At 39.1% G+C, this 22,841-nt stretch carries 26 protein-coding genes and 1 tRNA gene; 16 read left to right on the forward strand and 11 right to left on the reverse strand.

Annotated features, from left to right (window positions below):
* Nucleotides 1-90 precede the first annotated feature (90 nt).
* Nucleotides 91-510: a peroxiredoxin gene (locus tag HZC31_04695; GenBank protein ID MBI5002659.1), complete on the reverse strand. Its 420-nt coding sequence runs from the start codon at nucleotides 508-510 to the stop codon at nucleotides 91-93.
* An 84-nt stretch (nucleotides 511-594) separates the two neighbouring features.
* Here HZC31_04695 and HZC31_04700 point away from each other — a divergent pair, with 84 nt between their 5' ends.
* From HZC31_04700 to HZC31_04715, 4 genes are read left to right on the forward strand one after another with little or no spacing between them, the layout of a single operon-like run.
* The gene (locus HZC31_04700; GenBank protein ID MBI5002660.1) at nucleotides 595-1,500 is read left to right on the forward strand and encodes a type II methionyl aminopeptidase; all 906 of its coding nucleotides are present in this window, start codon (nucleotides 595-597) and stop codon (nucleotides 1,498-1,500) included.
* Between the two features lie 54 nt (nucleotides 1,501-1,554).
* Nucleotides 1,555-1,914: a hypothetical protein gene (locus HZC31_04705; protein MBI5002661.1), complete on the forward strand. Its 360-nt coding sequence runs from the start codon at nucleotides 1,555-1,557 to the stop codon at nucleotides 1,912-1,914.
* Between the two features lie 51 nt (nucleotides 1,915-1,965).
* Nucleotides 1,966-2,181 carry an AbrB/MazE/SpoVT family DNA-binding domain-containing protein gene (locus HZC31_04710; GenBank protein ID MBI5002662.1) on the forward strand — a complete coding sequence of 72 codons (216 nt, stop codon included), beginning with the start codon at nucleotides 1,966-1,968 and terminating at the stop codon, nucleotides 2,179-2,181.
* Complete coding sequence (locus HZC31_04715; protein MBI5002663.1) at nucleotides 2,172-2,540, forward strand: PIN domain-containing protein; 369 nt, start codon at nucleotides 2,172-2,174, stop codon at nucleotides 2,538-2,540. The genes HZC31_04710 and HZC31_04715 overlap by 10 nt, the downstream gene beginning before the upstream one ends.
* 1 nt (nucleotide 2,541) lies before the next feature.
* Here the strand turns inward: HZC31_04715 and polX are convergent, their stop codons facing one another.
* The 3 genes from polX to hisS form a co-directional block, all read right to left on the reverse strand.
* On the reverse strand, nucleotides 2,542-4,257 hold the full coding sequence (polX, locus tag HZC31_04720) for a DNA polymerase/3'-5' exonuclease PolX (protein MBI5002664.1): 1,716 nt from the start codon (nucleotides 4,255-4,257) through the stop codon (nucleotides 2,542-2,544).
* A 50-nt stretch (nucleotides 4,258-4,307) separates the two neighbouring features.
* Nucleotides 4,308-4,751 carry a CBS domain-containing protein gene (locus HZC31_04725; protein MBI5002665.1) on the reverse strand — a complete coding sequence of 148 codons (444 nt, stop codon included), beginning with the start codon at nucleotides 4,749-4,751 and terminating at the stop codon, nucleotides 4,308-4,310.
* A 145-nt stretch (nucleotides 4,752-4,896) separates the two neighbouring features.
* Nucleotides 4,897-6,213, reverse strand: coding sequence for a histidine--tRNA ligase (gene hisS / locus HZC31_04730; protein MBI5002666.1), 1,317 nt, complete (start codon nucleotides 6,211-6,213; stop codon nucleotides 4,897-4,899).
* A gap of 119 nt (nucleotides 6,214-6,332) precedes the next feature.
* Here hisS and HZC31_04735 point away from each other — a divergent pair, with 119 nt between their 5' ends.
* The 6 genes from HZC31_04735 to HZC31_04760 all read left to right on the forward strand — a co-directional run bounded on the left by HZC31_04735 (nucleotide 6,333) and on the right by HZC31_04760 (nucleotide 9,626).
* Nucleotides 6,333-6,878, forward strand: coding sequence for a nucleotidyltransferase domain-containing protein (locus HZC31_04735; protein ID MBI5002667.1), 546 nt, complete (start codon nucleotides 6,333-6,335; stop codon nucleotides 6,876-6,878).
* Complete coding sequence (locus HZC31_04740; protein MBI5002668.1) at nucleotides 6,871-7,347, forward strand: hypothetical protein; 477 nt, start codon at nucleotides 6,871-6,873, stop codon at nucleotides 7,345-7,347. Before HZC31_04735 ends, HZC31_04740 begins: the two co-directional genes overlap by 8 nt.
* Nucleotides 7,348-7,449: 102 nt before the next feature.
* Nucleotides 7,450-8,031 carry a hypothetical protein gene (locus HZC31_04745; GenBank protein MBI5002669.1) on the forward strand — a complete coding sequence of 194 codons (582 nt, stop codon included), beginning with the start codon at nucleotides 7,450-7,452 and terminating at the stop codon, nucleotides 8,029-8,031.
* Between the two features lie 64 nt (nucleotides 8,032-8,095).
* Nucleotides 8,096-8,599, forward strand: coding sequence for a hypothetical protein (locus tag HZC31_04750; GenBank protein ID MBI5002670.1), 504 nt, complete (start codon nucleotides 8,096-8,098; stop codon nucleotides 8,597-8,599).
* Between the two features lie 144 nt (nucleotides 8,600-8,743).
* Entirely contained in the window at nucleotides 8,744-9,061 is a 318-nt protein-coding gene (locus HZC31_04755) for a DoxX family protein (GenBank protein MBI5002671.1), read from the forward strand.
* Between the two features lie 46 nt (nucleotides 9,062-9,107).
* The gene (locus HZC31_04760; protein MBI5002672.1) at nucleotides 9,108-9,626 is read left to right on the forward strand and encodes a hypothetical protein; all 519 of its coding nucleotides are present in this window, start codon (nucleotides 9,108-9,110) and stop codon (nucleotides 9,624-9,626) included.
* A 101-nt stretch (nucleotides 9,627-9,727) separates the two neighbouring features.
* Here the strand turns inward: HZC31_04760 and HZC31_04765 are convergent, their stop codons facing one another.
* Nucleotides 9,728-10,969, reverse strand: coding sequence for a hypothetical protein (locus HZC31_04765; GenBank protein MBI5002673.1), 1,242 nt, complete (start codon nucleotides 10,967-10,969; stop codon nucleotides 9,728-9,730).
* A gap of 24 nt (nucleotides 10,970-10,993) precedes the next feature.
* Entirely contained in the window at nucleotides 10,994-11,530 is a 537-nt protein-coding gene (gene cyaB, locus HZC31_04770) for a class IV adenylate cyclase (GenBank protein MBI5002674.1), read from the reverse strand.
* A gap of 219 nt (nucleotides 11,531-11,749) precedes the next feature.
* Between cyaB and HZC31_04775 the strand changes: the two genes are divergently transcribed.
* A tRNA-Phe gene (locus HZC31_04775) sits at nucleotides 11,750-11,865 on the forward strand.
* A 40-nt stretch (nucleotides 11,866-11,905) separates the two neighbouring features.
* Here HZC31_04775 and HZC31_04780 read toward each other — a convergent pair.
* Complete coding sequence (locus HZC31_04780; GenBank protein MBI5002675.1) at nucleotides 11,906-12,190, reverse strand: diphthamide synthesis protein; 285 nt, start codon at nucleotides 12,188-12,190, stop codon at nucleotides 11,906-11,908.
* 127 nt (nucleotides 12,191-12,317) lie between these two features.
* Here HZC31_04780 and HZC31_04785 point away from each other — a divergent pair, with 127 nt between their 5' ends.
* The 3 genes from HZC31_04785 to HZC31_04795 all read left to right on the forward strand — a co-directional run bounded on the left by HZC31_04785 (nucleotide 12,318) and on the right by HZC31_04795 (nucleotide 16,867).
* A complete protein-coding gene (locus HZC31_04785) occupies nucleotides 12,318-13,607 on the forward strand; it encodes a hypothetical protein (protein ID MBI5002676.1) in 1,290 nt (429 codons plus the stop codon).
* Between the two features lie 99 nt (nucleotides 13,608-13,706).
* Nucleotides 13,707-14,945, forward strand: coding sequence for an ABC transporter ATP-binding protein (locus HZC31_04790; GenBank protein ID MBI5002677.1), 1,239 nt, complete (start codon nucleotides 13,707-13,709; stop codon nucleotides 14,943-14,945).
* Between the two features lie 26 nt (nucleotides 14,946-14,971).
* The gene (locus tag HZC31_04795; GenBank protein ID MBI5002678.1) at nucleotides 14,972-16,867 is read left to right on the forward strand and encodes an ABC transporter permease; all 1,896 of its coding nucleotides are present in this window, start codon (nucleotides 14,972-14,974) and stop codon (nucleotides 16,865-16,867) included.
* Between the two features lie 285 nt (nucleotides 16,868-17,152).
* On the opposite strand, the gene HZC31_04800 is transcribed toward HZC31_04795, so the two are convergent.
* Nucleotides 17,153-17,863, reverse strand: a complete 711-nt coding sequence (locus tag HZC31_04800) for a proteasome assembly chaperone family protein (protein MBI5002679.1) — start codon at nucleotides 17,861-17,863, stop codon at nucleotides 17,153-17,155.
* Between the two features lie 56 nt (nucleotides 17,864-17,919).
* Nucleotides 17,920-18,537, reverse strand: a complete 618-nt coding sequence (locus HZC31_04805) for an NUDIX domain-containing protein (GenBank protein MBI5002680.1) — start codon at nucleotides 18,535-18,537, stop codon at nucleotides 17,920-17,922.
* Nucleotides 18,538-18,716: 179 nt separating this feature from the next.
* On the opposite strand from HZC31_04805, the gene HZC31_04810 reads away from it, so the two are divergent.
* The gene (locus tag HZC31_04810; protein ID MBI5002681.1) at nucleotides 18,717-20,003 is read left to right on the forward strand and encodes a hypothetical protein; all 1,287 of its coding nucleotides are present in this window, start codon (nucleotides 18,717-18,719) and stop codon (nucleotides 20,001-20,003) included.
* A gap of 41 nt (nucleotides 20,004-20,044) precedes the next feature.
* Here the strand turns inward: HZC31_04810 and HZC31_04815 are convergent, their stop codons facing one another.
* A complete protein-coding gene (locus HZC31_04815; protein MBI5002682.1) occupies nucleotides 20,045-21,013 on the reverse strand; it encodes an AbrB/MazE/SpoVT family DNA-binding domain-containing protein in 969 nt (322 codons plus the stop codon).
* A 94-nt stretch (nucleotides 21,014-21,107) separates the two neighbouring features.
* Nucleotides 21,108-22,118 (reverse strand): hypothetical protein, encoded by a 1,011-nt coding sequence (locus HZC31_04820; GenBank protein MBI5002683.1) that lies wholly within the window; start codon nucleotides 22,116-22,118, stop codon nucleotides 21,108-21,110.
* A 279-nt stretch (nucleotides 22,119-22,397) separates the two neighbouring features.
* On the opposite strand from HZC31_04820, the gene tnpA reads away from it, so the two are divergent.
* Nucleotides 22,398-22,841 (forward strand): IS200/IS605 family transposase (gene tnpA / locus HZC31_04825; GenBank protein ID MBI5002684.1); only part of this gene is annotated, 444 nt, incomplete at its 3' end.

Genomic DNA, 22,841 nt, shown 5'->3' on the forward strand with positions numbered 1-22,841 from the left:
AGTTCATCCGGAATTCTCCAACCATCATCTCTAACAACTAATCCCATCGGGTCACCTCTTCTCATTCTCACGTGACCCATTCCCTAATATCTATTCAATGAGAAAGCTACTATTTATTCCTTTCGGGATAGGCTCTAAGAATGTTGTTCGTGCGACACCCATATATTTTCTGCCGTACATGGATTTCTCCTGCCAGACCCCGTACGCTTCCAGTATTTTCTTTTCAGTGTCGCTGAGGAGGGTAATATCTAATTTGTGTTTTTCAATAAATTTGCAGTGGCTTTTGTTGTCATCAGGACTTACTCCGATAACAACTGCGTTTAGTTCTTTGAATTGTTTGTTTGCTTTGGTGAAATCAATCGCTTCGACTGTGCAGCCAGGAGTGTCGTCTTTTGGATAGAAATACAAGACAACCCATTTTCCTTTGAAATCTTTCAAAGACGTTTGTTTGTTGTTTTGGTCTGGTAATTTGAACTCTGGCGCTTTTGTGTTTATTGTTGGATAACTCATGTGCTTGTTTTCTCTCTTCTTTGTTAAATAGTTTGTGCTTTTCGAACAGCAAACCATATAAACAAATCCCTCTTTTTTCCTTTCATGAAACAATATCCAAACATCATGAATCCAGAAGATAAAGAAAAATGGATCAAAGCAGGGAAAATCGCTTCTGATGTTCGTGAATGGTCAAAATCCTTGATTAAACCAGGAGCAAAATTGCTTGATATTGCAAACGCTATTGAAGATAAGATTCGAGAAAAAGGAGCATTCCCCGCGTTTCCTGTGAATCTTTCTTTGAACGAAATCGCCGCGCATTACACTCCTGTTCTGAATGATTCCATTGTTCTTTCCGATCAAATTATTAAAGTTGATATTGGTGTTTGCTATGAAGGAGCAATTGGAGATACCGCGTATACCATTGACTTGTCTGGTAAACGAACAAAATTAGTCGAAGCATCGCAGCAAGCACTCGCAAACGCTATGAAGATTCTGAAAATTGGTTTGCCTGTCGCAGAAATTGGTCGCGTGGTTGAAGAAACCATTACGTCGCATGGATTTCAGCCTATCCGAAACTTATCTGGACATGGCATTGCGCTCTATCAAATTCACACAGGACCTTCTATTCCAAACTATGACACCAAAGAGAAAGTTGTTTTGGGAAAAGGAATGATCATTGCAATTGAACCATTCGCATCAACTGGTGAAGGAAGAATTAAAGATGCTGGTGAGACTGTGATTTTTGAAGAGGTTTCTCATCGGCCTGTGCGCAGTCCAATCGCACGACAAATGATGCAGGATATTGAGAAATTTCAGCACGTTCCTTTCGCACGACGATGGCTCGATGAAAAACATGGCGTGAATAAGGTTTCGTTGGCTTTGGCGCAATTAAAAATGAACGGCAATGTGCAAGGACACGCGCCACTTGTTGAAGTTTCCAAAGGCATGGTCAGTCAGGCAGAACATACATTCTTGATTGATGATGTGGTTGTTTGTTTGACGAAGTAGAATTCTATCGAAAACTTTAAATATATGACTTACTAAGTCATATATGCTCAAACTATGCTAAAAATTAAAGTTGTTACCTCAATAAGCAAGTACAATAAAGAAATAAACAAAAAAATAGAAGCAGGCACTTTAGATGATGCTGAAAAAGGATTAGTGATGACTCCAGAAACATTTAACAAAGTGTTTAGTCCTGAAAGAATTAAACTCATCCAAAGAATTTATAGAAATAACATTAAAAGTATTTATCAGCTTGCGCAAGAACTGGATAAACCATACGAAGTAGTCTTTAGAAACATTCAGTATCTTGCAGGAATTGGAATCATTGAAGTCAAGAAAAAAGATAATAAAGATGTTCCTCATCTTGTTTCTAAACTATCAATAGACATGTTTACTGGTGAAGAACTTGAAGCGTAAGGTCTATTCATGCGAAAACATTTATATATTAGTTATACTTATAGTCTAATTATGTCACAGTTCAAAGCAACAGCAAAAGAGTGGGGAAATTCTATTGGGATTGTTCTTCCTAAAGAGATTGTCATGAGAGAACACATCTCCGCTAATGAAGAGATTACTTTAGAAGTAAAGCCAAAAAATATTCTTAGGGAAACCTTTGGAACACTAAAAGAATGGAAAATTGATTCTCAAAAAGTAAAGGATGAGTTGAGAAAAGAATGGTTCTAAAGTATTTTTTAGATACTTACGCATTTCTTGAGATCATTAAGGGAAATAAAAATTACGAGAAATATGCTGACGTTGAAGGCTATACAACCCTTCTTCAACTCTATGAACTTTATTTTCATCTTCTCAGATCATTTGGCTCTGCTGTTGCAGATACATATTTTCAGAAATATCTTCCTTTGAAAATTGACATTAAAGACCAAGACATTGTTCTTGCTGCGAAATTTCGCTTGAAATATGTGAAGCAGAATATTTCTTATGCAGATGCATTAGGATATGTTATGGCACAAGAACGCGGACTTCTTTTCCTGACTGGGGATAAAGAGTTTCACAGTTTTGGTGGTGTTGCATTTGTGAAATAAATTATTTCCTCAACACCTTCTCAATCTGCGTAACAGTCTTCGTATTCAACACATCCTTCTTCTGCAACCATCCTCTTCTTGCAGTCAAAAGACCATACTTCACATACTCCAACTGATCCACTGCGTGCGCGTCAGAACTGACGACAAACTGACAACCAAGCTCTCGCGCTTTGTGCACATGTACATCATTCAAATCCATGCGAGAGGGCTGTCCATTAATCTCCAAAAATACTCCTCGCTCTTTTGCTGTTTCAAACACTTTTTCTGCGTCAAAATCTAATGGATCTCTGCGGTTGATTAAGCGACCTGTTGGATGCCCTAGAATATGAATAGGGTAATTTTCCAATGCAGAACAAACTCTTTTTGTCATCTCTTTTTGTGGCATTCTAAATGAGGAATGAATGGATGCGAGCACGACATCTAACTCCTTGCATGCTTTTTTAGAAAGCGCAAGTGCTCCTGTTTTTGTGATATCAATCTCCGCTCCTTTGAAAATATGAATATTCATCTTTTTGTTGAGCTTGTCAATCATCAGAGCCTGCTTTTGCAAGCGATTTTCATCAAGCGGATTTGTAATTCCAATCCCCCCGACGTGATCTGTGATAGTGATAAACTTCCATCCCAGCTGTTCCCCTCTTTTTGCCATCTCTTCAATTGTATGACTTCCATCACTCCACGTTGTCTGTGTCTGGAAATCTCCATTGATATCTTTCAGTTCAACAAGCGTTGGAATTTTCTTCTTTTGCGCGAGTTCAATCTCACCACGATTCTCCCGCATCTCAGGAGGAATATATTGCAGTCCTAACTTATTGTAGACTTCTTCTTCTGTTTTGCTTGCGACAAGTTTCTTTTCTTTTATGGTGAACAATCCATACTCGCTGAGCGTCAATCCTTTCTTTCCCGCGATTGTTCGTAACGCGACAGAATGCTCTTTGCTTCCTGTGAAATATTGGAGCGCAGAACCGTATTGCTCTTTTTGCACAACGCGAATATCTATTTGTAATCCATTCTCCATTCGCACACTGCTTTTTGTTGACCCTTGCGCAAGTATTTCCGCAACACCATTCATCGCAACAAAAACATCCATCACTCGCTTTGCTTCTGTCGCGGCAACAAGAATATCAATATCCCCCACTGTTTCTTTGCCCCTTCTGTATGATCCTGCGATCTCCACTTGCTGCACTCCTTGTACTGCTCGCAATATTTTTGCGATCTCTTCTGCGATGGGCGCAGCAATCCCTAACGGCATTCGCTCAGGACCTTGTGTTTTGAGGCGTCGCAATCTTTCGAGAATTTGCTGTTGCTTTTTTTCTCCTATTCCTTCTACTTCTGCGAGCTTTCCTGTCTCTGCTGCTTTCTTGAGATCTTCAATATTCTTGATTTTCAGTTGTTTCCAGAGTCGTTTCAATGTCTTTGGGCCAAGCCCCTCGATTCTTGAAAGACTTTCTATATCAATAGGTGTTTCTTTTTTCAGTTTTTCGAGATACTGCAGTTTTCCTGTTTCTACAAGCTCCTGTATCTTTGTTCCAATATGTTCTCCAACACCAGGAAGTTCATGCAGTCGCTTTTCTTTGACAAGAACACTAATGTCTTCAGAAGCGCTTTCGACACTTTGGCTAGCTTTTCTGTACGCTGCTGGTTTCCACTGTACATCCTGTATTTCAAGAAGATCCGCGATCTGGTACAGGATTTTTGCGACTTCTGTGTTTTTGCGCATGGAAGAATTCTATTTGTTGAAGTATTTATATTTTTGTTCTGAACGGAAGTTTATAATCTTAACTCCTTTGTATGGACTGTTTGTTGCGTAGGAACTTCTGCTGTCCAATCTTCTTCTTCTTCAAATTTAATGCTGTTGAGAATTGTTGTTCGTTTGACCACTCCAAGAATTTTATCTCCCTTGGTGATAATTAAATTTCGGATCTTGCACTCACGCATGATCTCAATAGCGTCTTTAATATCTGTTTCTCCATCTGCGGTTATTATCGGCTGTGTCATAATCTCGTATGCTTTAATCTTCGAAGGATCTCTGCATCGCGCTACTACTTTTCGAATAATATCCTTTTCCGCGATAATTCCTAGTGATCCATCCACGTGTTCAACAAGGACGCAATGCGTTTTGTTCAAGTCCATTGTTACTGCTATCCCTGCTATGTTCATGGAGTATGGCACTATTGGTATAGGCTTAATAAGCTCTTTAATTTGTGTTGACATATTCTTACTACCCCCTTTTAGATGTATAGTCAAGGAATGATTTATACTTTATCCTTATAAAAATTAAGAACTTATAGATTTATGAGTTTTGTGGAACTCTTTTCTAGAACTGTGAATCAGTGCTCTTTAGTATTATAGAATACATTTACTCTTCTTTTCGACGTTCTTTAATCTTTTCAACAATTCCATCAACAGTTTCGCTATACTCTTTTCCACTGCTCATCTCTTTGAGCTTGAATTTTTTTGCCTTCACTTCTTCTTCCCCTACAAACAGGACAAATGGAATCTTTAAGGAATCCGCGTACTGCAAATTCTTTGATGGACCGCGTTCCATGATATCTGTTTCTGTCTTTATTCCTGCTTCTCGGAGTTTTCGTACAAGCTCTTCTGCTTCTTTCTTCTCATTAATTGGAATAACAAATGCTTCTGTAATTGTTTTGATTTTGTTTTTTTCTCGTGCTTCAAGCATAATATATAATCGATCTAGTCCAAAGCTAATGCCTACCGCAGGATATTCGAGTTTTGTTCCTAAAAATTGTCCAATCATTTTGTCGTATCTGCCGCCAGAGGCAATTGAAGAATGGATGTCGCTGTCCATTGGCACTGCTTCATAGACTGTTCCTGTATAATACGCAAGCCCTCGCGCTAATGTTGGCATGAAGTGGATATTTCTCTTATCCGCGTCAGGAATTGCCGCAAGAACTTGTTCGATTTCCGCAAGCCCCTCATTGCTTCTTTTGCCCTTGAGTTGTTTCTTGAGCGTTTTTATTTTTTCTTCATTTGTTCCTTTTGTTTCTTTCAGGATTTTGAGAATTTTGGTGATCTGCTCTTTTTCAAGACCGACCTGTTTCAGTTCCTCTTCCATCTGCTTCTGCTCAATTTTCTTCATTTTATCAATGATGAGAATGCAGTCTACCCATTTTGTTTCAGGAACGTCAAGATCTTCTAATAATCCGTCAAGGAATTTTCTGTTGTTCAGTTCAATGGTTGCTTTTATTTTGAGTTTTTTGAACACAAATTCCGCGAGCTTCACGCACTCCGCGTCCGCTGCCATGCTTTTCGCGCCAACAATATCCACGTCGCATTGGGTGAATACTCTGAGGCGATCTGACGCGACAGGACCATCGCGATAGACTGTTCCTATTTGATAGCGTTTGAATGGAAATTTGATTGAAGGAGTCATGCCAATAAATCTGCATAATGGAACTGTAAGATCATATCGTAGCGCGAGTTCTCTTTTTCCTTGATCCGTGAGTTTGAAGGTTTCTTTAAGAATCTCCGCTCCCCCCGCATATTTACTGGAGAGAATGTCAAATCGTTCAAGAACTGGTGTTTCTAATGGGGAGAAGCCATAAAGTTCGAATGTTTCTACGAGAATGTTTTGGATCTTGCTTCTGAGAATCTGTTCTTCTGGCGGAAAATCTCGTGTTCCTTTCGCGTTGAGGAGGGTGAGTTTGGTCATGGATATTGTTATGCGTCGCTTGCTTTTATATTTATTGTAAAATTTGGTTTAATGCCATTCTGTTTGCACTTGCGCCAACAAACAAAGATTTTTATATTAGTATGCTTATCCATACTATTATGGAACGGAAAGAGAACATCAAAGAACTGTTCTTCAACTATACCACTAAATATTGGCATTTTGAGGAGCTTCTCAAAAAGTCAGGCTTAAGCAGAGCGCAAACAAACAAATGGTTACAACGTCTGAAAAGAGAAAACCTAATACACAAAATAAAAGAAAAAGGGAAAATGCCTTATTATCTCGCGAATTATAAAAATCCTTCTTTTCAGGTGCAAAAAAAATTGTATGCGCTTACTACATTTCAGAAAACGGGTTTTTTAGAACATTTAAGTACGCTTAAAGATGCGAAGACTGTTATTATATTCGGCAGTTTTGCAAGGGCAGATTGGCATGATAAAAGCGACATAGATCTCTTTATTTTTGGAAACGTAAATGACTTTGAAAAAGGATACTTTGAAAAAAAACTAAAAAGAGAAATACAAGTTTTTCACTATGAAAAAGCAGAAGCGTTAAAAAGATTAGAACCGTCCGTTATTCCAAATATCCTTGCGGGAATTCATGTAAAAGGAACTATCGAACCGTTTGAGGCGACATTACATGCGTGAAAAGACAGCTCAAGAAGTGTATGATTTATTTCTAGTTGATGGAGAATTTAAAATAAGCGAAACTGATTTTTCTCTTATTAAAAAGATGCGAAATGCAGCAGTAGAAAATGCGGAGTATATTGAATTCCTTCTTAAACAACAGATAATAAACTGGCGAGTTATTTATACCTTGTATTATGACGTTTTGCGAGAACTCTGCGAGGCACTGATTAAATGCAATGGAATCAAAATAAGTAATCATCAAGGATGTTTTGCATATATTTGTATAAAATTCCCTGAACTAGAGCTTGATTGGAATTTCTTTGAGAAGATCAGAAACACACGAAATAGGAATAAGTATGAAGGCAAGGATATCATACAACAAGATTGGAAAGAGATTCAATTACAATTGCGTTTATACGTTTCAACAATAAAAAAAGCTTTAGAAGAAAAATTGAATGGAACTCAGAATCAAGAGGAAGACAATTGAAGAATGGTACTCTAACAATTCTTTGTGTATTTAGAAAGATTTTTTTCATTTTAGAGGGCAACACAGAAACCTTTATATCCATCATCATCCAGAAATTAGTCTATGGCAGGCATGGAAGGATTTCTCCGATCTCCCGGTTTTGATAAAGGACAGATCGGAAGCGCAAAAGATGACACCCTTTCTCAGGTTCTTCGCTATAAAGGTGTCTTTGATATTAACGAATTGTACAAAATTGTCCATGATTGGCTTATTTCGAGAGGATATCAAGTGCACGAATCTAAATACAAAAGCATTATGCTGCAAACAGGTGGCAAAGAGCGTTCCTTTGACTGGAACGCGCATAGAAAGGTGACTGATTTTGTCATGTATTGGATGAACATTCATTTTCAGTTTCAGGACGTTATGGACATTGACGTGGTCAAAGATGGCCAAACAAAAAAATTACAAAGAGGACTTATTCTTATTCGAATTACTCCTGGTTTAGAAGTTGATTTCGCGGAACGTATGGGGAGGAGCAAATTCCACAAAACCATGATGTCTTTTCTTATGACTCACATGTGGAAGAAAAAGTATGATACGCTTTGGGAAGATAAGCTTCGTTTTAAGTCTTACGAACTCATGAACGTTATTAAAGAATCATTGAACTTTATGACGAAAGGGAATGAACATTATGATGTGTGGTGAAGTTTTTCTCTAAAACTTCCTCTCCAAAAGCTTTATATAAAGAAACCTCCTTAAACTGCCTAAAATGGTTGAACGAAGAATTGTTGTCGATACCTTACGATTAAACTATCAAGGCTTACTTGATGTGAACGAGTTCTATAGAGTCATGGATAAATGGTTCAGAGAAAAAGGATTTGATAAATTTGAAAAAAGAAATTTTGAGCAAGTTCTCAAAGAAGGCCGGCAGATAGAGATTGAGATTGAACCATGGAAAAAAGTTAACGATTACGCAAAAGAAGTTATGAAGATAGTATTTCTTTTCACGAACATTAAAGATGTTGTGGTTATGAAGGACAACCACCGCGTCAATATGCAGCAGGGAAAGGTCGCGATTACTTTTAATGGATACCTTGAAACAGATTGGGAAAGCAAATGGGAAGGAAAGCCGATTATCTTCTTCATGCGCGCTGTTTTTGATCAATACATTTACAAAATTAATACAGATAAATTTTACTCTCTCGTCGCGGAGGATACCATGCACTTGTACAATATGCTTAAAGCATATCTGAACATGCAACGATACTATTAGGATTCCTTTCACTATCTTAGATTTTGAGAAAATAAAAAAAACAGAAACCGGGGTGGTTTTTATGGGTTTATTAGAAACGTATACAGATAAAGGAAAAGGTGTTTTGTATTATTATTTCGATTGGTGTTTGGAGTGTTGTTCCTCATGCACGGTCTCATGAAGTTTGGGATTCCCAGCGGTACAGCAGTGGATCTTGCAAGCATGATGGGTGTTGCGGGCGTTCTTGAACTCGCGATTAGTGTTCTATTGATCCTTGGTCTCTTCACGCGACTTGGAGCACTTGTTGGCGTTGTTGAAATGCTTGTCGCGTATTTTATGGTGCACTTTCCACAGGGCATGAACCCTCTCTCCAATGGTGGAGAGCTTGCGTTGCTCTTCTTTGGCGCATTCCTCGTTGTCCTTGTCTATGGCAATGGAGAATTCAGTGTTGAAAGCGCATTGATGAAGAAAGAAACATTTTAGTTTTTCTTTTATTTTTTACTTATCTATCTTTTTGTGGGGGGTTTTCATGAATTTTATTTTGCAAAATTTCTTGTTGCAGATGAGTTCACTCCTGCTTGGAGTTCTTGGTGGTTCTTTCTTGTCTGTCCTTGCACAAGAAGAAATTTCTCTCTATAAAAAGAAAATTGATGTTTTGACTTCTCTGTTCTCTTTCACTATTCTTCTTGCTCCTGCTCTCTTTTTTCTTTATTTCTCTGATTTCAAGAAAATACTTCCTTTTTTTGTTCTTTTTTTGGTTTATGTTTTTCTTTTTTGGAGAACAAAGGATAAAAAAGAGGATATTTTTCGAGGATTTCTGTATATTTCCCCGCTGACACTCTTTCTGGCGAGTGCGGATAAGGATGTATTTTTTCTTACGCTTTCGCTCTTTCTTGTTGTCGTAGTTTTGTGGGTTGTTTCTCTTTTTCCCTCTCTTGAAAAAATGAGTTTTTGGAGAAAGTGTATATTCCTCGCACAAGAATTTTCAGGATTTATTTTCATGACTGCGCTTGTTTACTTGATCACTGCATTCTCTCTTTTCTTCTAAAATCGTTTTATTACAAAATAAAAAATATTTAGGGATTCAAAAGGACAGAATGGCGATTCTTTTGTGTGTTTAGCGATTTGAGAATTGGTTTCTGTTTGTTTCTACTCTTTCAACGTATTAACATACTCTTCCAACGCATCGTACATCTCTTTATACGCTGCCGCGACGAAGATAATCGAGCCTGCCTGCTTATGGCCTCCACCAGAAACCTGCGCGTAGGGAAATTTCTTTTTGCATAATGTAATAAATTGATTGACATCAAAATCCTTGATCTCTTTATTACAGCGAAAATTGAATGAGGATGATCCAATTCCTACGACGAGTGCCTTCTTATTTTGATCCGCGAAATGCTGGCTCACTAACCCGATTGATTTTCCTCGTGGAGGATACGCGTTTCTGCTCGTGCTTAATTGTTCAATAGGCACTTTCACAAAGAGGAAATGCTTCTTCTCAACAACTTCCGCGAATGTAAGACAAGAGCTTAGTTGCGCGGTAAACAATTTATCCAGTTGCTTTTCTGCAAGCGCTAATAATTTGTGCTGTTTCTTTTCATCTCTTCCTAGAATATCTTGCACAATCTCTCTTCCTGATGTTGGACCAAGAATGTGCGCTTCATAATCCAACGCGCTCGCGACTTTGTGGACAAACTCTTTCGCAAAGCCGTGATGGCTAGCCATTGCCATGTATTTTTTGTATTCTTCGCTCGCGACTTTGTCCGCTGTTCCTGACACTGCCGCGATAAAATAAAAGTGGTGTGGATAATTGTTCTTCGTTTCCTCGCAAATAAGATGCCCAATCTCCGCGCACAGCATTCCCGCGCTGAAATCATACGTTGATCCCACAAGATGCGGATTAATGTGCACTTCTGTTGCCTGCGTGATGTGCTCATCAGCGGGATGATGATCGACGACCGCGACTGTTGCTCCATAGATTTTTACTTTTTGTATCGCCGCAAGGCTTTCTCCTCCTGATCCAAAGTCGAGAAGGAGGATGAGTGGCGCTTTCATTTCAAACTGTTCCGCGTTTCTCAGAAATGTTTGGATGTCTTTTGTCGCGTCTTCATACGCATAGTATGGGGTGAGTGAGGGAAGCCGCTGGTAATAATATGAAACATCTCTTTCTCGTCGATGTTGCGCAGCTATTAAAGGGAGAAGCGCGCGCTCTAACGCAATTCCCGCGGTATAGCCATCCGCGTCCGCGTGATGCCTAATGAGAATAGGTTGCTTTGCTTCCAATGTTTTTTTGAGCAGCTCTATAAGTTCATGAATTTTTGGTTTTAATTTTTGAAGAACGGGCGCTTCAATCATAAACTCTGCTTTAGCATCTTTGTTTGTTGTTGTCATGTTCCTTTTTTATCTTTGGTCTCTTCACTTAGGAAATACCATGTCTCCTTTGATTTTATTTTTCTTCGCGTATTCTTCCCAGAGCGTTCCATAAGATTTATTGTTAAAATCTTTTTCTTTAAATCCGAGTCTTTTTGCGATGTCAAGCACTCCTTCCTTTGATCCTTCAATCTCGAGGAATGGCCCCATTGGCGTCTCATCTAAGCAAATTTGGGTGAGGTGAAAAATATACGCTTCTCTATATTTTTCTTTTCTTTGCGTTGGAAAATACCCTAGCTTTCCGAGAATTTCTGCAAGATATTTGCCATTATCCACCATTACTTCTATTTCTTCTCTAATCTTCATCTTTGATCCTTTTTGTTTTGGACCTTTGTACGTCAAAATTGCATTGTCTCTTATTCTTAGACATTCTCCATTTTTTTTCAGTTTGTTTTTGTTATCGTACGCATAGTCTATCTGAAGCACTCTCTTTTTGAACGGCTCTGCGCGCATTTCCAGAATTTTTGCCTTCATGACTTCAAGATTGTCAATCTTGATTTTAACTTCTGTTTCTGTGGGCATTGTTTTCTTTGAAGAATAGAGATATAAATATGTATTGGTTGGTTTTGTCTTTTGTTCTTTTTTTTGGTTTTTCTTTCGGTCTATTCGTAATCTTTTCGGCAAAAATATTTTTTGGCGAAAGTCTTTCGGTTGATCCGAAAAAATACGTGATTTTTGCTGAAAATTTTCGGAAAACTCGTCGATACTTACTTTAATAAGTTTGTTCTTAGAAATTGGTATGGTGGAGATACTCAACCTGGTTGAGTGGCGGCCTGAAGGAGTCCAACTTGCGTTGGACTTCCAGAGAGCCGTGGAGTCCTCCCGGGCTCTTAGGGGTTCAAATCCCCTCTCCACCGTTTTCTTTTCTCTTCAAAGATTTAAAGTTTGTGCTGGAAATTACTCATCCACTGCAATACCTTCAAATGTATCGTGTTTCCAGACAGAATGTCCCCACGCAATAAGAAGATCGACTCCCAATTTATCAATGCCGAGCGGCCAATCACAAGCGCCATAGCAGCTTCCCTGCCAAATAAGAATTGTCGCGCCTGTTTCTTTCTGCAGCGTGTCGCAGATTTCCCGCGCTTTTGGCTTAATTCCATCAGGAAGCTGGATACAAACAAGCTTCGCGTTTGTTTCTTTTATTTTTTCGATTGCTTTCTCAAGCTCAAGATCGTATTTCATGTCAGGGAATAATGGTTTAGCGTTTATAAAAGTTATACTGGTTTTTCTTCTCTTTTACGAAACTTGAAACAACTCTTTTCTCATTTTCCTTCATAACATATAAAAACTGCCGCATTCTCACCTCTTTATGCGACAGCTTATTCAGAAAATTACCTCTTTATTCAAAACAGAAGAAGTCGAAGTGGTTCTTCCAAAACATACAGTTCCTTTTTCTGAACTTGACGCGTGGCTTGAACAGCGGCTTTTGCAGAACGCGAAAAGCGTGACTGAAACCGCGCAGCCTATTCTTGAAAAAATAGATGACTGTCTCTTCGCTCTCGACGCAAATGTAACGAAACTTGAGCACGCGGAACTACGCAACAAAAATGTTGGCGCTCGAGAACTAGGAATCATGAAAGGCAATAAAAGTTCTTATATCATGCGCTCACGGCAGTTTCACACACAACTTTCCGCAATTACAACAAAAGAAAAACTTGACTATGTTGACATGAAAAACCTTGCTTCCCTTTATTCCAAAGAAATTGAAGGGTATCACGCAGCGACGTTGAAGCCATACGCTGTTCTTCAGCATTTTTTCGCCAATGAAGCGTACGCTGTCGCGAAGAACATCAAGGATGTTGATGAAGTAATTAAACAACTTCAGCAGCTGCTCAACAAACAAAGCATTGAAGCTATCACTGATATCAGAAAACAAATAGACCTTGTGAAGCAAAAGATTAATCAAAAAGAAAAACTTCTCGCTGAACAAAAACAGGCAGAAGAAGATTACGCGCACTTTAAGGAACTGGAGACGCAGGCTGAAGAGAAACGGAAGAAGGTAGAGGAAAGTTCTTCTTACCAGCACTACCTTCATTCCCTTGTTGAAAAAGAAATCGCTTCTAAAAAAACAGACGCTCATCTTCAGATTCTTCGTTCCCATTTTTCTGTGCTTGACAAAGCGCTTCGCAAATTTATGAAACTGCAACCAGAAAAAGAACCGTTTCTTACGCCGTATCTTGAAAGTCCTCTTGCTACATTGGAGCAGGATATTTCTTTTTCTCTTATTTCTGTTTTGGCTCTTGTTCGCGAACAGCTTCTTGCGGACGCGCTTGAAATAAAAGATGACAAAAAAGAGAAAACTGCCGATGAACTTGCGATTCTTACTGAAGATTATCTTCGCTCGTATCTCGTTGAACATCATGTCCTTGTTCAGCGGCAGAAAGAAATCGAGAAACGATGCGCTTCAGATTTCGCGAAACAGCAATATGATGAAGCGGCGTATATGTTGAAGACGTATAAAGAAAAAGCAGACGCTTATGCGCAGCAAAAAGAGAAATGCGTCGCGGAAATTGTGGCGCTCATGATTCCGGGAACACTTCTTGCGCTCCAGAATGATATCCAGACGTGCACGAAGCAGGATATGGAGATTGTGCTGTGATTGGGATGCCAGCGAGTGGTGCGTCTGTGTTATTCAACAATTTCTACTCTTCAGTTACTACGAAGCTTTATATGCATAAAATAGTCAAAAATAAGCAGCATGCAAGCAACTACCTCTCCATCTGAAGGTGGAGGACTTTTACATAGGTTGATTCCTAGAAATTCCTCAGCGAGAGCTTCCGCTCCAACTACGCAAAATCAGGTTGCTCCTCCTCAAAATACCGCAAATCCTTCTCCTCATGACGCGTCTGCTGCGCACGCGCCGCTCATCAGTTTTCAGAACGTCTACAAGAAAATAGAAAAACAACTGATTCTCCGGGACATCACTCTTTCTATCTTTCCAGGAGAAATCTTTGGTCTTATCGGCGCGAGCGGCGCGGGAAAAACAACGCTGCTCCGCTGTCTCATTGGCTTCTACAAAATAAATTCAGGAATGATTCTTTATCAGGACAAGGATATCTCCAAAAATCCGCGTCTTATTCGAACAATCTTTGGTTTTGGAAGTCAGGATAATTGTTTCTACGAAAAACTGACGCTCTATGAAAATCTTCATTATTTTGGTCAGCTCTACGGTGTTCCTGAAAAAATCATCAAGGAACGCGCTGAAAATCTTCTTGGTCTTGTCGAACTTACTGATTTTCGTAATGCTCAAGCAAAGAATCTCTCGGGGGGGATGCGACGGCGTTTAGATCTTGCATGCTCGCTCATGCATTCCCCCAAGATTCTTATTTTAGACGAACCCACCGCGGGACTTGACCCAGGTTTGCGAAAACATATGTGGGAGTTGATCACTAAAATTAACGCGACCGGAACAACAATTATTGTTTCGAGCCACTTGCTTGGTGAAATTGGTCATTTTTGCACGAGAATTGGGATTATTAATCATGGGGAGTTATTGAAAATTGGTCCTCCTGACCAGCTCAAAGATTTATATAGCAAGGATGAAGAAATTCATCTTGAAACATTCCCTGGAAAATATCCACAGATTGCTGCGGAAATTCGACGTGAGCGATTGCCTGTGAATTACATTACTGTGCATGACCATAAACTTATTGTGTATACATCTCAGGCTGAATTTGTTTTGCACAAAATCTTGTTGATTTTGGAAGCGATGCGTGAGCGATTGCTTGATGTTCACGTGGACAAGCCAAGTCTTAACGAAGTGTTTGAAGCGCTAACAGAAAAACAAAAAATTCGCGGCTCAAGCGAAGATCAGCTTGTGGACTACATCAAAAAAATACTTGGCCGAGGTTATACAAAAGAGCAGGCACGGCAGACCTTACTTCAACAAGGCTGGCCTGAAGACGTCGTGAACGCAGTCATGATTAAAATGACATAGAAACTCATACAAGGATGGAATAAAAAATGATGAATCCCATTGCGTATCTCAAGATTGTTCTTGAGATGATAAAAAAGAATTTCCGTGTTCTTATTAGATCCCGCTCTTCCGCGCTCGTTATTCTTCTCGGTCCTTTTTTTATTATCTTTCTCATTGGCGCGGCATTTAACACCTCAAGCCTTCACGGCATTCGTGTTGGTGTTTACGCAGCAGAAGAAAATGAAGTTCTTGATAAAATCCTCAAGAGTCTTGAAGATAATGATTTTGCTGTTACACGATCTTCAACAGAAGAAGAATGTATTGATCTTGTGAAGAGTGGTGGTGTGCACCTTTGCATTAGTTTTCCTGGAAGTTTGTCTGAAGAATCCATAGCTCGTGAAATTATTTTCCACGTCGATTACAGCAAAGTGAATCTCGTCTTTACTATCCTCAATGTCATTACAGGAGAAGTGGAAGATATTTCTACTGACCTCAGCGTTGAATATACAAAATTACTTATCGAACAGATGAACGCGACAGCTGCGCAAATTTCTGAAAAGGCGTCGCTCATCAGCGATCTTTCCAGCAACGCAGAGCAAATGAAAGAAAGTCTTGAAACTCTTTCTGCTGAACTCAGCGGCATTGAAGTGAGTAGCAGCGAATTTGGCATTAGCGATGTTGAATCCTATATTTCTGAGAGCAGTAGTCAGATTGATGAATTTGGAACTATAGCGGAGGAAACGACCGCGACAGGCGAAGCGCTTCTTGATGATCTTGAATCCTATATTTCTTCGTTTGAAGAAGAACTGAATAGTCAGGTTGATCAAATCACTGATTTTCAGGACACTGTTGATGAATACGCTTCTCTCGCGTGCGCGTTTGATTTTAGTTCTGTCGAAGGGCTTTCTTTTGATCCTTGCACTGATCTCACTTCTGTGCAGGACGCGCTCGAATCCGCCGCGTCAGAAGCAGAAGGTATTAGTTCAGATTTTGATGAACTCCAAGAGCAACTTGACGATGTTCGCAGCCAGCTTGAAACCGCGCAATCACAGCAGGAATCTGTTCTTGCGGCCGCGCAAACAAATCTTGATTCTCTCCAAAGCCAACTTGAAGCGAGTTCCGCGAAAATTGATGAGATCAGCGAGCAGAAAGATGCGATTGCTTCGGACATTGACGCAATGATTGCGCTGCTTGATGAAAATATCGCGACGATTGACGCTGTGCAACAAAGTATTAGCGAAATCAGCGACAGCATGTCTTCAGCCGCTATCGGTGACGCAGAGGATATTGTCAATCCAGTACTCACCCGTATCAAACCTATTCTTGAGAAAAAGTCGTATCTTGATTATACTATGCCTGCGCTTATTGTTCTTGTGATCATGTTCATGAGCATTCTGCTTTCTTCTACGATAGTTATGACAGAAAAACAATCACGCGCGTATTTCAGAAATTATATCACGCCAATTCCTGATTTTACATTTTTAGTGAGCATTTATCTCACGAACATTATCGTTGTCTTTTTTCAGGCGATGATTCTCCTTGTTATCGCGGATCTTGCGTTTGGGGTTTCCATCTTTTCAAATTTTCCTTCTATTTTGTTCGCAATCCTTATTATTGGTTCTATCTTTATTCTCCTCGGCATGTCTATTGGCTATCTTTTTGTTTCTGAAGAAACATCTACTCTTGCTTCCATTTCACTTTCCAGTATTTTCCTGCTCTTTTCCTCCTTCCTGATTCCTATCGAAAGCTTGTCAGAAACCATTGGCTCTATCGCGGTCTATAATCCATTTGTGCTCAGTGAAGGAGTTCTTCGTCAACTGGTGATCTTTGGAAATTCATTCTTCTCTGCAGGCAATGATGTGTTTATTTTGCTCTTTTATGTGTTGTTCCTCGCAGCGGTCCTTTATGTTTGTGAATTAATTGATAAAAGAAGGATTCATTAGTTGCGTTTTTTTGTTTCTCTTTTTTTGAGTGTATTTTTCTTCTTTTCATTTATACTTTCTAATAAAGACCCCAATTTTTCTGAAAGAAAAATCGGGTTCCTCTGACAGTAAAGCAGTAGGGCGATTAAAAGTTAAACTGAGCCATGACAAATTCTAAAACACGCACCAGCAAAGGCAAAATGTCATGGGGACCCATTGCGCCTTTTTTGGCGCAATGGGGTTATTATGAATATAGAAAAATTCAGAAAATATCCTTCTTACAAAATAGAACATCAAATAAAAAAATCAACCAACATAATTCATCTGTTTTTCTTTCGCTTCTTCTGTGACCACTTTACTCTTTTCCATAAGTTCCTGCAGCTTCTTCTCAAAGCGTTCTGCTGTTTGAACCAGTGGTTTTGGATCTACTTTCAGCCCTAGATATTTATCGAGCACTTCAATTATTTTTGCCGCTGCTTTGCTATCCGGTAATTTAGAATGTGTATCCGCAAACAACGCGACTGTATCTGTTTTTGTTTTGAGGAGCAACGCGGATGTTACGCCGACAATAATTCCTTCTTTTAACGCGTTGACTCCTAGTTTTTTGAAACTCTCGAGCTTTTTTTGATTAAGCGTATACACGTATGCCTGTGATTCCGGCGCTTCAGCAGGAGCACCAACTCCTTCAATTGTAATGATCTCTTTTGCGGTTAATTGTTTTGCAACTTCATTGATGTACTCCGCGATTGCCCATTCAACACCCATCGTGCCTGTAATCGCGTGAATGATGAGAAGATTATATTCTTGATTGTAGTAAAGCCCGACTGGCGGTACAAGTTCATTATCATGAACAACAACAGTCGCAGGCATTTCTTCTATCCAAAAAGTTCCGATAAGTTCGCATTTCAAATGTTGAAGAAGATATTCTGTGGTAATTGTTCCGACGAGACCAAATCCAGGGAAGCCTTCGATGATCGTGACGTTCTTTGGTTTTTTTGTAAGTTGAACTTGTTGCATACTGTATTTTTGTGGAAAGGGGTATTTATAGATGTCGGTTTTTTGGCTTTAGAAATCTACTTTTGAAGCACATGCCCTCTCAATGCTGCAAATACATTCCTAAAATCAGGAGTATAATTATTTCTTCTCTCTTCATTTTCTAAATCTCTTTTTGTTTCTTCTATTGGTTTCCACAGAAGCGCTTCTGTTTCTGCTCTATCAAAGAAGTACTCTGTATTTTTTCCCTCAGGACTAATGCCCCAATAAATTTGTATGTGCTCTCGATTATATACTTCCCTCTCTCCACTTCCAAAACGAGTTCTATTTATTATTTTTGGACCCATGTTAAGTGCTAATCCTTTTGGCAATCTTGCTTTTCCAAACGCAAGCTCTTCTCTTGTTTCTCTATATCCTGCTTTTTTATATGTTTCTCCTTCATCAACATGTCCTGCCGCAGAAGTTTGGTATTGTAAACTTCCTTGTTTTTTCTTTCCACTTCGTAATTGAAGAAGAAGTTCTTCTAAATCTTCATTGTCAAAAATAAAAATGTGAACAGATCGATGCCATGCTCCTGTTTTATGCGCTTCATCATAAGGAATAGTTCCAATCACTTTATCAAACTTGTCTACTTCATCGATGTACCTCACTCCAGCTAGTCGCGTTCTTGCAGTAAGGTATCTCGGGTTTCTATTCATATAAGAGTGGAAAGCAGCACGCCTTTTAATCCTTTTTATAAGGTCTTTAATATTGTCTGCTTTTCTTTTTCTTGCCGTGTCAAAAGGTCATAATCTTTATAAATAGACTTTCACTTCTCTGTATCTAACTTATAGATATGTCACTCTTTAATGGGTGTAAAAATTTGGGGGAAATAGAAGTGCCTGCAGTAGTAAATGGGAGAAGTCGAGATCCTGGTCGAATGACTCTTGAAGCAAGTGTTCTTCAGTGCGAACCAGTTTTAAAAGAATCTATTGCTATGTACGGCGCTCGTGTTGTGGGCAAAGACACGATTACTGACGCACTTTCTGAGGATACTCGCTTTCGAAAAATAAGTAGTCATGCCCCTTTTCGACAAGCTCGCGCAGGTGAAGAATTTGCAGTTGCATCAGGAATAGAAGCACGAAGTCGTACACTTACACAGTTACAAGAAGATCCTCTTGGTTATGTTGCGTGGTTTACTGTTGATGACGATCTTTACGCAATTTCTCCACACGCGTTTGATGGCGTTGAGATTCCTATTGTTCATATTACGGGAATCAATGGATTAAACGCTCTTAAAAAATATCCAACACTTCCCTATAAGCTTCGTGTTCTTATAACTACTGATCCAACACAAGAAGATCATCTTCGTTCTCGCGTTATTTCACGTCTTCAAGGAAAAAGGCAACTCCCTCTTGATTTTAGTTATGACGCCGCAGATGCTGAGCAGCGCACATTGATTAATCGAAGATTACAACAAAGCATTGATAGTATTCGTGAATTTGAAGAGCAAGACGCAGTGAACTATCATGCTGTATTTGTGAACAATGCATTGCGTTCCGATGATCTTCGTCCATTCATTTATCCTCGTCGAGCAGAACAGCATGATTACGATATTCTTGCGACAGACATTGCAAGAAGAATAAAAGCTCTTTTTGAAATTTACAGTGAGTTTAATCGCGCAGCTACTGGAAGAGATATTGTTCCTGCGCACCTTCATAACAGGTATGTTACTGCATGCTCCACTGATCTTTTTACACGAAAGCCTTCTGTCCTTAAAGTAGGGAGACGGTTATCAGAGGGTCTCCTTGATGAGACTGTTCCACGATATGCACGAGAACGTGGATTACAGGAATCTCTTCTTCAAGAATTAGTTGCTTCAATAAAAATAGTTGATATTGATTCTGGATCAAGGACATCCGGATCGCAAGGAAGATTCAGTATTTATTTACAGCCTTCAGAAGCAGGTCCAGTTTCTCTCCAAGACATTAAAGAAAAACGCGCAGGCACAGATTATTTTGTTCTTCGCGCGTTAGGAGAACGCGTGACTGAAAGACGCGGAACCTGGTGCCGTTATGACGTTCGTGATGGTCTTCTATATGGTGTTTCTTTCTCCTTAACAGATAGAATTCCCGCAGGGCAGGGTCCGGGTATGTATCATGAATTATGGGTAGGATTTAGGTAATATTATTGTGCTCAATCACCATTAAACCATTTCTCAAGAAATCATTTCATCTTCTCAACAGGCTTTCCTTCTTCAAGATAATACGTTGCTGTTGCTTCGAGATTACTCACAATTAGTTCTAATGTCTGTCTGCAATAGACACAAAGCATAATATCTTCTAATGAGACTATCTTTTTCGCGTTTTCAATATCTTTTAGAATACGATCTCTGTGCTCGTATATTTTTGAGAATTTATTGATATCGTATTTGTAGAACAATTCATAATACATTCGTACTGTCTGGAATATCTGATTGAGTATTGCTTCTGTTTTTGGATGCAGTTTTTTCGCTTTCATAACATCTCGCGCAGAATATTTGACAATATCTGCAATCTTGTATAAATTAAATAAAATGACGTGAAGCAATGAGTTTTTGTATTTCTGTGAATATCCAATCTTGTTCAGAAGCCGCATACAATACGTCATAAAAATAACAATATTATCATACTTTTCCTCGATGGTTTGCAAATGAAGCATATCTTTTTCTTTTGCTCCTTTGAGCAAATCTTCACAAATGTCTAATAATAAAAGAAATGTTCTTCTGAACATGAGTTCAAAATCATCAAATGATGCTTTTGATATGCTTTTGTACACAAAGTAATTTTCTTTTTGTTCAATGATTTGCATTCCTACCCAACGTTGTAGTTCTTTATGCAAAAGGCTTGTTACTAAGATTGATTCTCCTGTTCTATAATGTGGCGCAGTTTTATTGTTAAATACGACTTTAATGACGTCATACCCTCGTCGGTACGCACTTCTGAGCGCATAAGCAATACAGGTTTTGTCAAGACCAGTGACATCAAGAGTGATCTCCATTTCTTGATCTTCCCGCTTCGTTGAAACTTCAAGCATATTGTCTTTTTCAACGACTTCCAGTTCATCGCCTTTTTTGACATTATACTTTTTAGTCCATTGTCTTGGAAGAGAAATTAATTGTGTTGAATCAGCGATCTGAATTACTTTTCGTCCCATAGTGTATAGAATCACTTAGGGATATATATATTTTGCTATGCTTTTATATAATCCTTATCTTTTATCAGTTCTTCTCTATTTTCCTTAAAGAAAGCTACACAATCCACACTTTCTCGTCAATCACTGCAACAAGAACTTCTTTCTTTTCTCCTTTTTGATATATTTCTGGATTCTCTATTTGTACACTTTGGTATGTTTCTGGATGAAGGATTTCAACATGAGGATATTCTTTTGTGACTTGTACTCTTCTGAACGTTTCTGGTGTTGCGCAGATTCTCATCTTTGTTTTTTCGTCAATCGTTGTTCGTTTCCCATTTTTGAGATTTGTTCCTTGCAACTGTTTTCCAATATTAGTTAGCTTGATATACTTCTTTTCATATTCCACAATGGTGTTTACTTCATACGACGGCAGTCGCACACTCGCATTCACTCTATATACATCTTTACTTGTTTGTCTGTTTTTGGTATAAAGTTCTCCATGCGTCTTTCCCACTGCTCCAAATTTCTCGACGATCTTATTGGTGATGATGGGCAGATATTGCTGTTTTGTGACGTAGTAATCAATGCCATTAGTGACTTCTTCCATTTTGGTCACAAATACGCCTTTTTCATTTGCGCGGCGTATTTCCTGAAGAATAAATTCATGCGCTTTTTTGAGTACTTCTTTGTTTTCTCCTCTGAGTTGGAGAATTCCTTCAAAATATTCTGTTCTTGCTCGTGTGCATTTATCGCACATAATATGTTTTACTTTTATCGGAAATTCATGCTCTTCAATGAGTTTCTGCTCGTCAATCGTTGCTTCTGTTCGAAGCGTGACTGTTCCCATCTGCACTTTTCCATGTTCTTCCTTTAATTCAATGTCAAAATCAATCGCGTCTGGCTGTATTGTAAAATTACAATGTTGGAGTACTGCTTCTTTCATCGCTTCTTCTTCAGGTTTTGGGTGCTTCCATTCTCTTTGATATTTGTAGGAACCGCAACTTTCGCAAATGAGCAGCGTATGCTCTTGGTACGACTTCAATGTGGTGTGTTTTTTGCTGAAGCACTCATTACACAAGACCGCGTTTTTTTGCTCTACTGCTTTTCCACATTGGATGCATTTCATATTCTTCAGTGCGCGCTGTTGATATATAAAGTTATGTTGCTTAAACTCCTTCTTTCTCTGCTGTTAATATGTCACTACTGAATAAGGGTAAATCTATGGGAACCTTTAAGAAAATCCGCTAGAAATCCCATAAGTTCAGCTGCGTAGCAGCTGGACGTCCTTTAGGTATGGGATGAATAGCGGTAAGTTTTTCTAGAGAAATATTTCTCTGTTTTTTGGTGGTAAAGTGATGCGCCTCACCGGAGAAAACATGCCTACAACCGCTCCGTAGGATGGAGCATGTGGCACTTGCAATGGTGTACCAAATACAGATATAAAATTTTCTCTTCAGAGCAGAAGAGAGGTCTCTGTAAGATCTTTTTGCACGAATGTGCAAAAAGATACAACTTCACAATCGAAGATTGTGAAGTTGATGTAGACCATGTCCACGTTTTGGCGTCATTACCATTAACAATGACGCCACTAGAAACTTTACACAAATTGAAAGGTTACACTGCGAGATGTCTTTTCATTGAGCTTCCGCTTTTGCGGAAGCTCTACAAAAGAGGACATCTTTGGAGTCCTGGAAAATTTGTTGGAAGCGTAGGACACATAACATTGGACAAAGCGAAGAATTATCTCGAGGCGCATCACGCCAAAGCCACTCTTTACTGGAATCCCATCCCCGAAGCGAAGCGGAGGGGCGAGCGAAGCGAGGCCTTTAGGCATGGGAGGATGTCAATT

This window comes from Candidatus Woesearchaeota archaeon (assembly GCA_016214075.1).
GTDB lineage: Archaea > Nanobdellota > Nanobdellia > Woesearchaeales > DSVV01 > JACRPI01.

Bases quoted from the DNA above. Each gene is read 5' to 3' on its own strand.
- HZC31_04695 (MBI5002659.1), bottom strand. From the start codon at position 510: ATGAGTTATCCAACAATAAACACAAAAGCGCCAGAGTTCAAATTACCA.
- HZC31_04700 (MBI5002660.1), top strand. From the start codon at position 595: ATGAAACAATATCCAAACATCATGAATCCAGAAGATAAAGAAAAATGG.
- HZC31_04705 (MBI5002661.1), top strand. From the start codon at position 1,555: ATGCTAAAAATTAAAGTTGTTACCTCAATAAGCAAGTACAATAAAGAA.
- HZC31_04710 (MBI5002662.1), top strand. From the start codon at position 1,966: ATGTCACAGTTCAAAGCAACAGCAAAAGAGTGGGGAAATTCTATTGGG.
- HZC31_04715 (MBI5002663.1), top strand. From the start codon at position 2,172: ATGGTTCTAAAGTATTTTTTAGATACTTACGCATTTCTTGAGATCATT.
- polX (MBI5002664.1), bottom strand. From the start codon at position 4,257: ATGCGCAAAAACACAGAAGTCGCAAAAATCCTGTACCAGATCGCGGAT.
- HZC31_04725 (MBI5002665.1), bottom strand. From the start codon at position 4,751: ATGTCAACACAAATTAAAGAGCTTATTAAGCCTATACCAATAGTGCCA.
- hisS (MBI5002666.1), bottom strand. From the start codon at position 6,213: ATGACCAAACTCACCCTCCTCAACGCGAAAGGAACACGAGATTTTCCG.
- HZC31_04735 (MBI5002667.1), top strand. From the start codon at position 6,333: ATGGAACGGAAAGAGAACATCAAAGAACTGTTCTTCAACTATACCACT.
- HZC31_04740 (MBI5002668.1), top strand. From the start codon at position 6,871: ATGCGTGAAAAGACAGCTCAAGAAGTGTATGATTTATTTCTAGTTGAT.
- HZC31_04745 (MBI5002669.1), top strand. From the start codon at position 7,450: ATGGCAGGCATGGAAGGATTTCTCCGATCTCCCGGTTTTGATAAAGGA.
- HZC31_04750 (MBI5002670.1), top strand. From the start codon at position 8,096: ATGGTTGAACGAAGAATTGTTGTCGATACCTTACGATTAAACTATCAA.
- HZC31_04755 (MBI5002671.1), top strand. From the start codon at position 8,744: ATGCACGGTCTCATGAAGTTTGGGATTCCCAGCGGTACAGCAGTGGAT.
- HZC31_04760 (MBI5002672.1), top strand. From the start codon at position 9,108: ATGAATTTTATTTTGCAAAATTTCTTGTTGCAGATGAGTTCACTCCTG.
- HZC31_04765 (MBI5002673.1), bottom strand. From the start codon at position 10,969: ATGACAACAACAAACAAAGATGCTAAAGCAGAGTTTATGATTGAAGCG.
- cyaB (MBI5002674.1), bottom strand. From the start codon at position 11,530: ATGCCCACAGAAACAGAAGTTAAAATCAAGATTGACAATCTTGAAGTC.
- HZC31_04780 (MBI5002675.1), bottom strand. From the start codon at position 12,190: ATGAAATACGATCTTGAGCTTGAGAAAGCAATCGAAAAAATAAAAGAA.
- HZC31_04785 (MBI5002676.1), top strand. From the start codon at position 12,318: ATGCGACAGCTTATTCAGAAAATTACCTCTTTATTCAAAACAGAAGAA.
- HZC31_04790 (MBI5002677.1), top strand. From the start codon at position 13,707: ATGCAAGCAACTACCTCTCCATCTGAAGGTGGAGGACTTTTACATAGG.
- HZC31_04795 (MBI5002678.1), top strand. From the start codon at position 14,972: ATGATGAATCCCATTGCGTATCTCAAGATTGTTCTTGAGATGATAAAA.
- HZC31_04800 (MBI5002679.1), bottom strand. From the start codon at position 17,863: ATGCAACAAGTTCAACTTACAAAAAAACCAAAGAACGTCACGATCATC.
- HZC31_04805 (MBI5002680.1), bottom strand. From the start codon at position 18,537: ATGAATAGAAACCCGAGATACCTTACTGCAAGAACGCGACTAGCTGGA.
- HZC31_04815 (MBI5002682.1), bottom strand. From the start codon at position 21,013: ATGGGACGAAAAGTAATTCAGATCGCTGATTCAACACAATTAATTTCT.
- HZC31_04820 (MBI5002683.1), bottom strand. From the start codon at position 22,118: ATGAAATGCATCCAATGTGGAAAAGCAGTAGAGCAAAAAAACGCGGTC.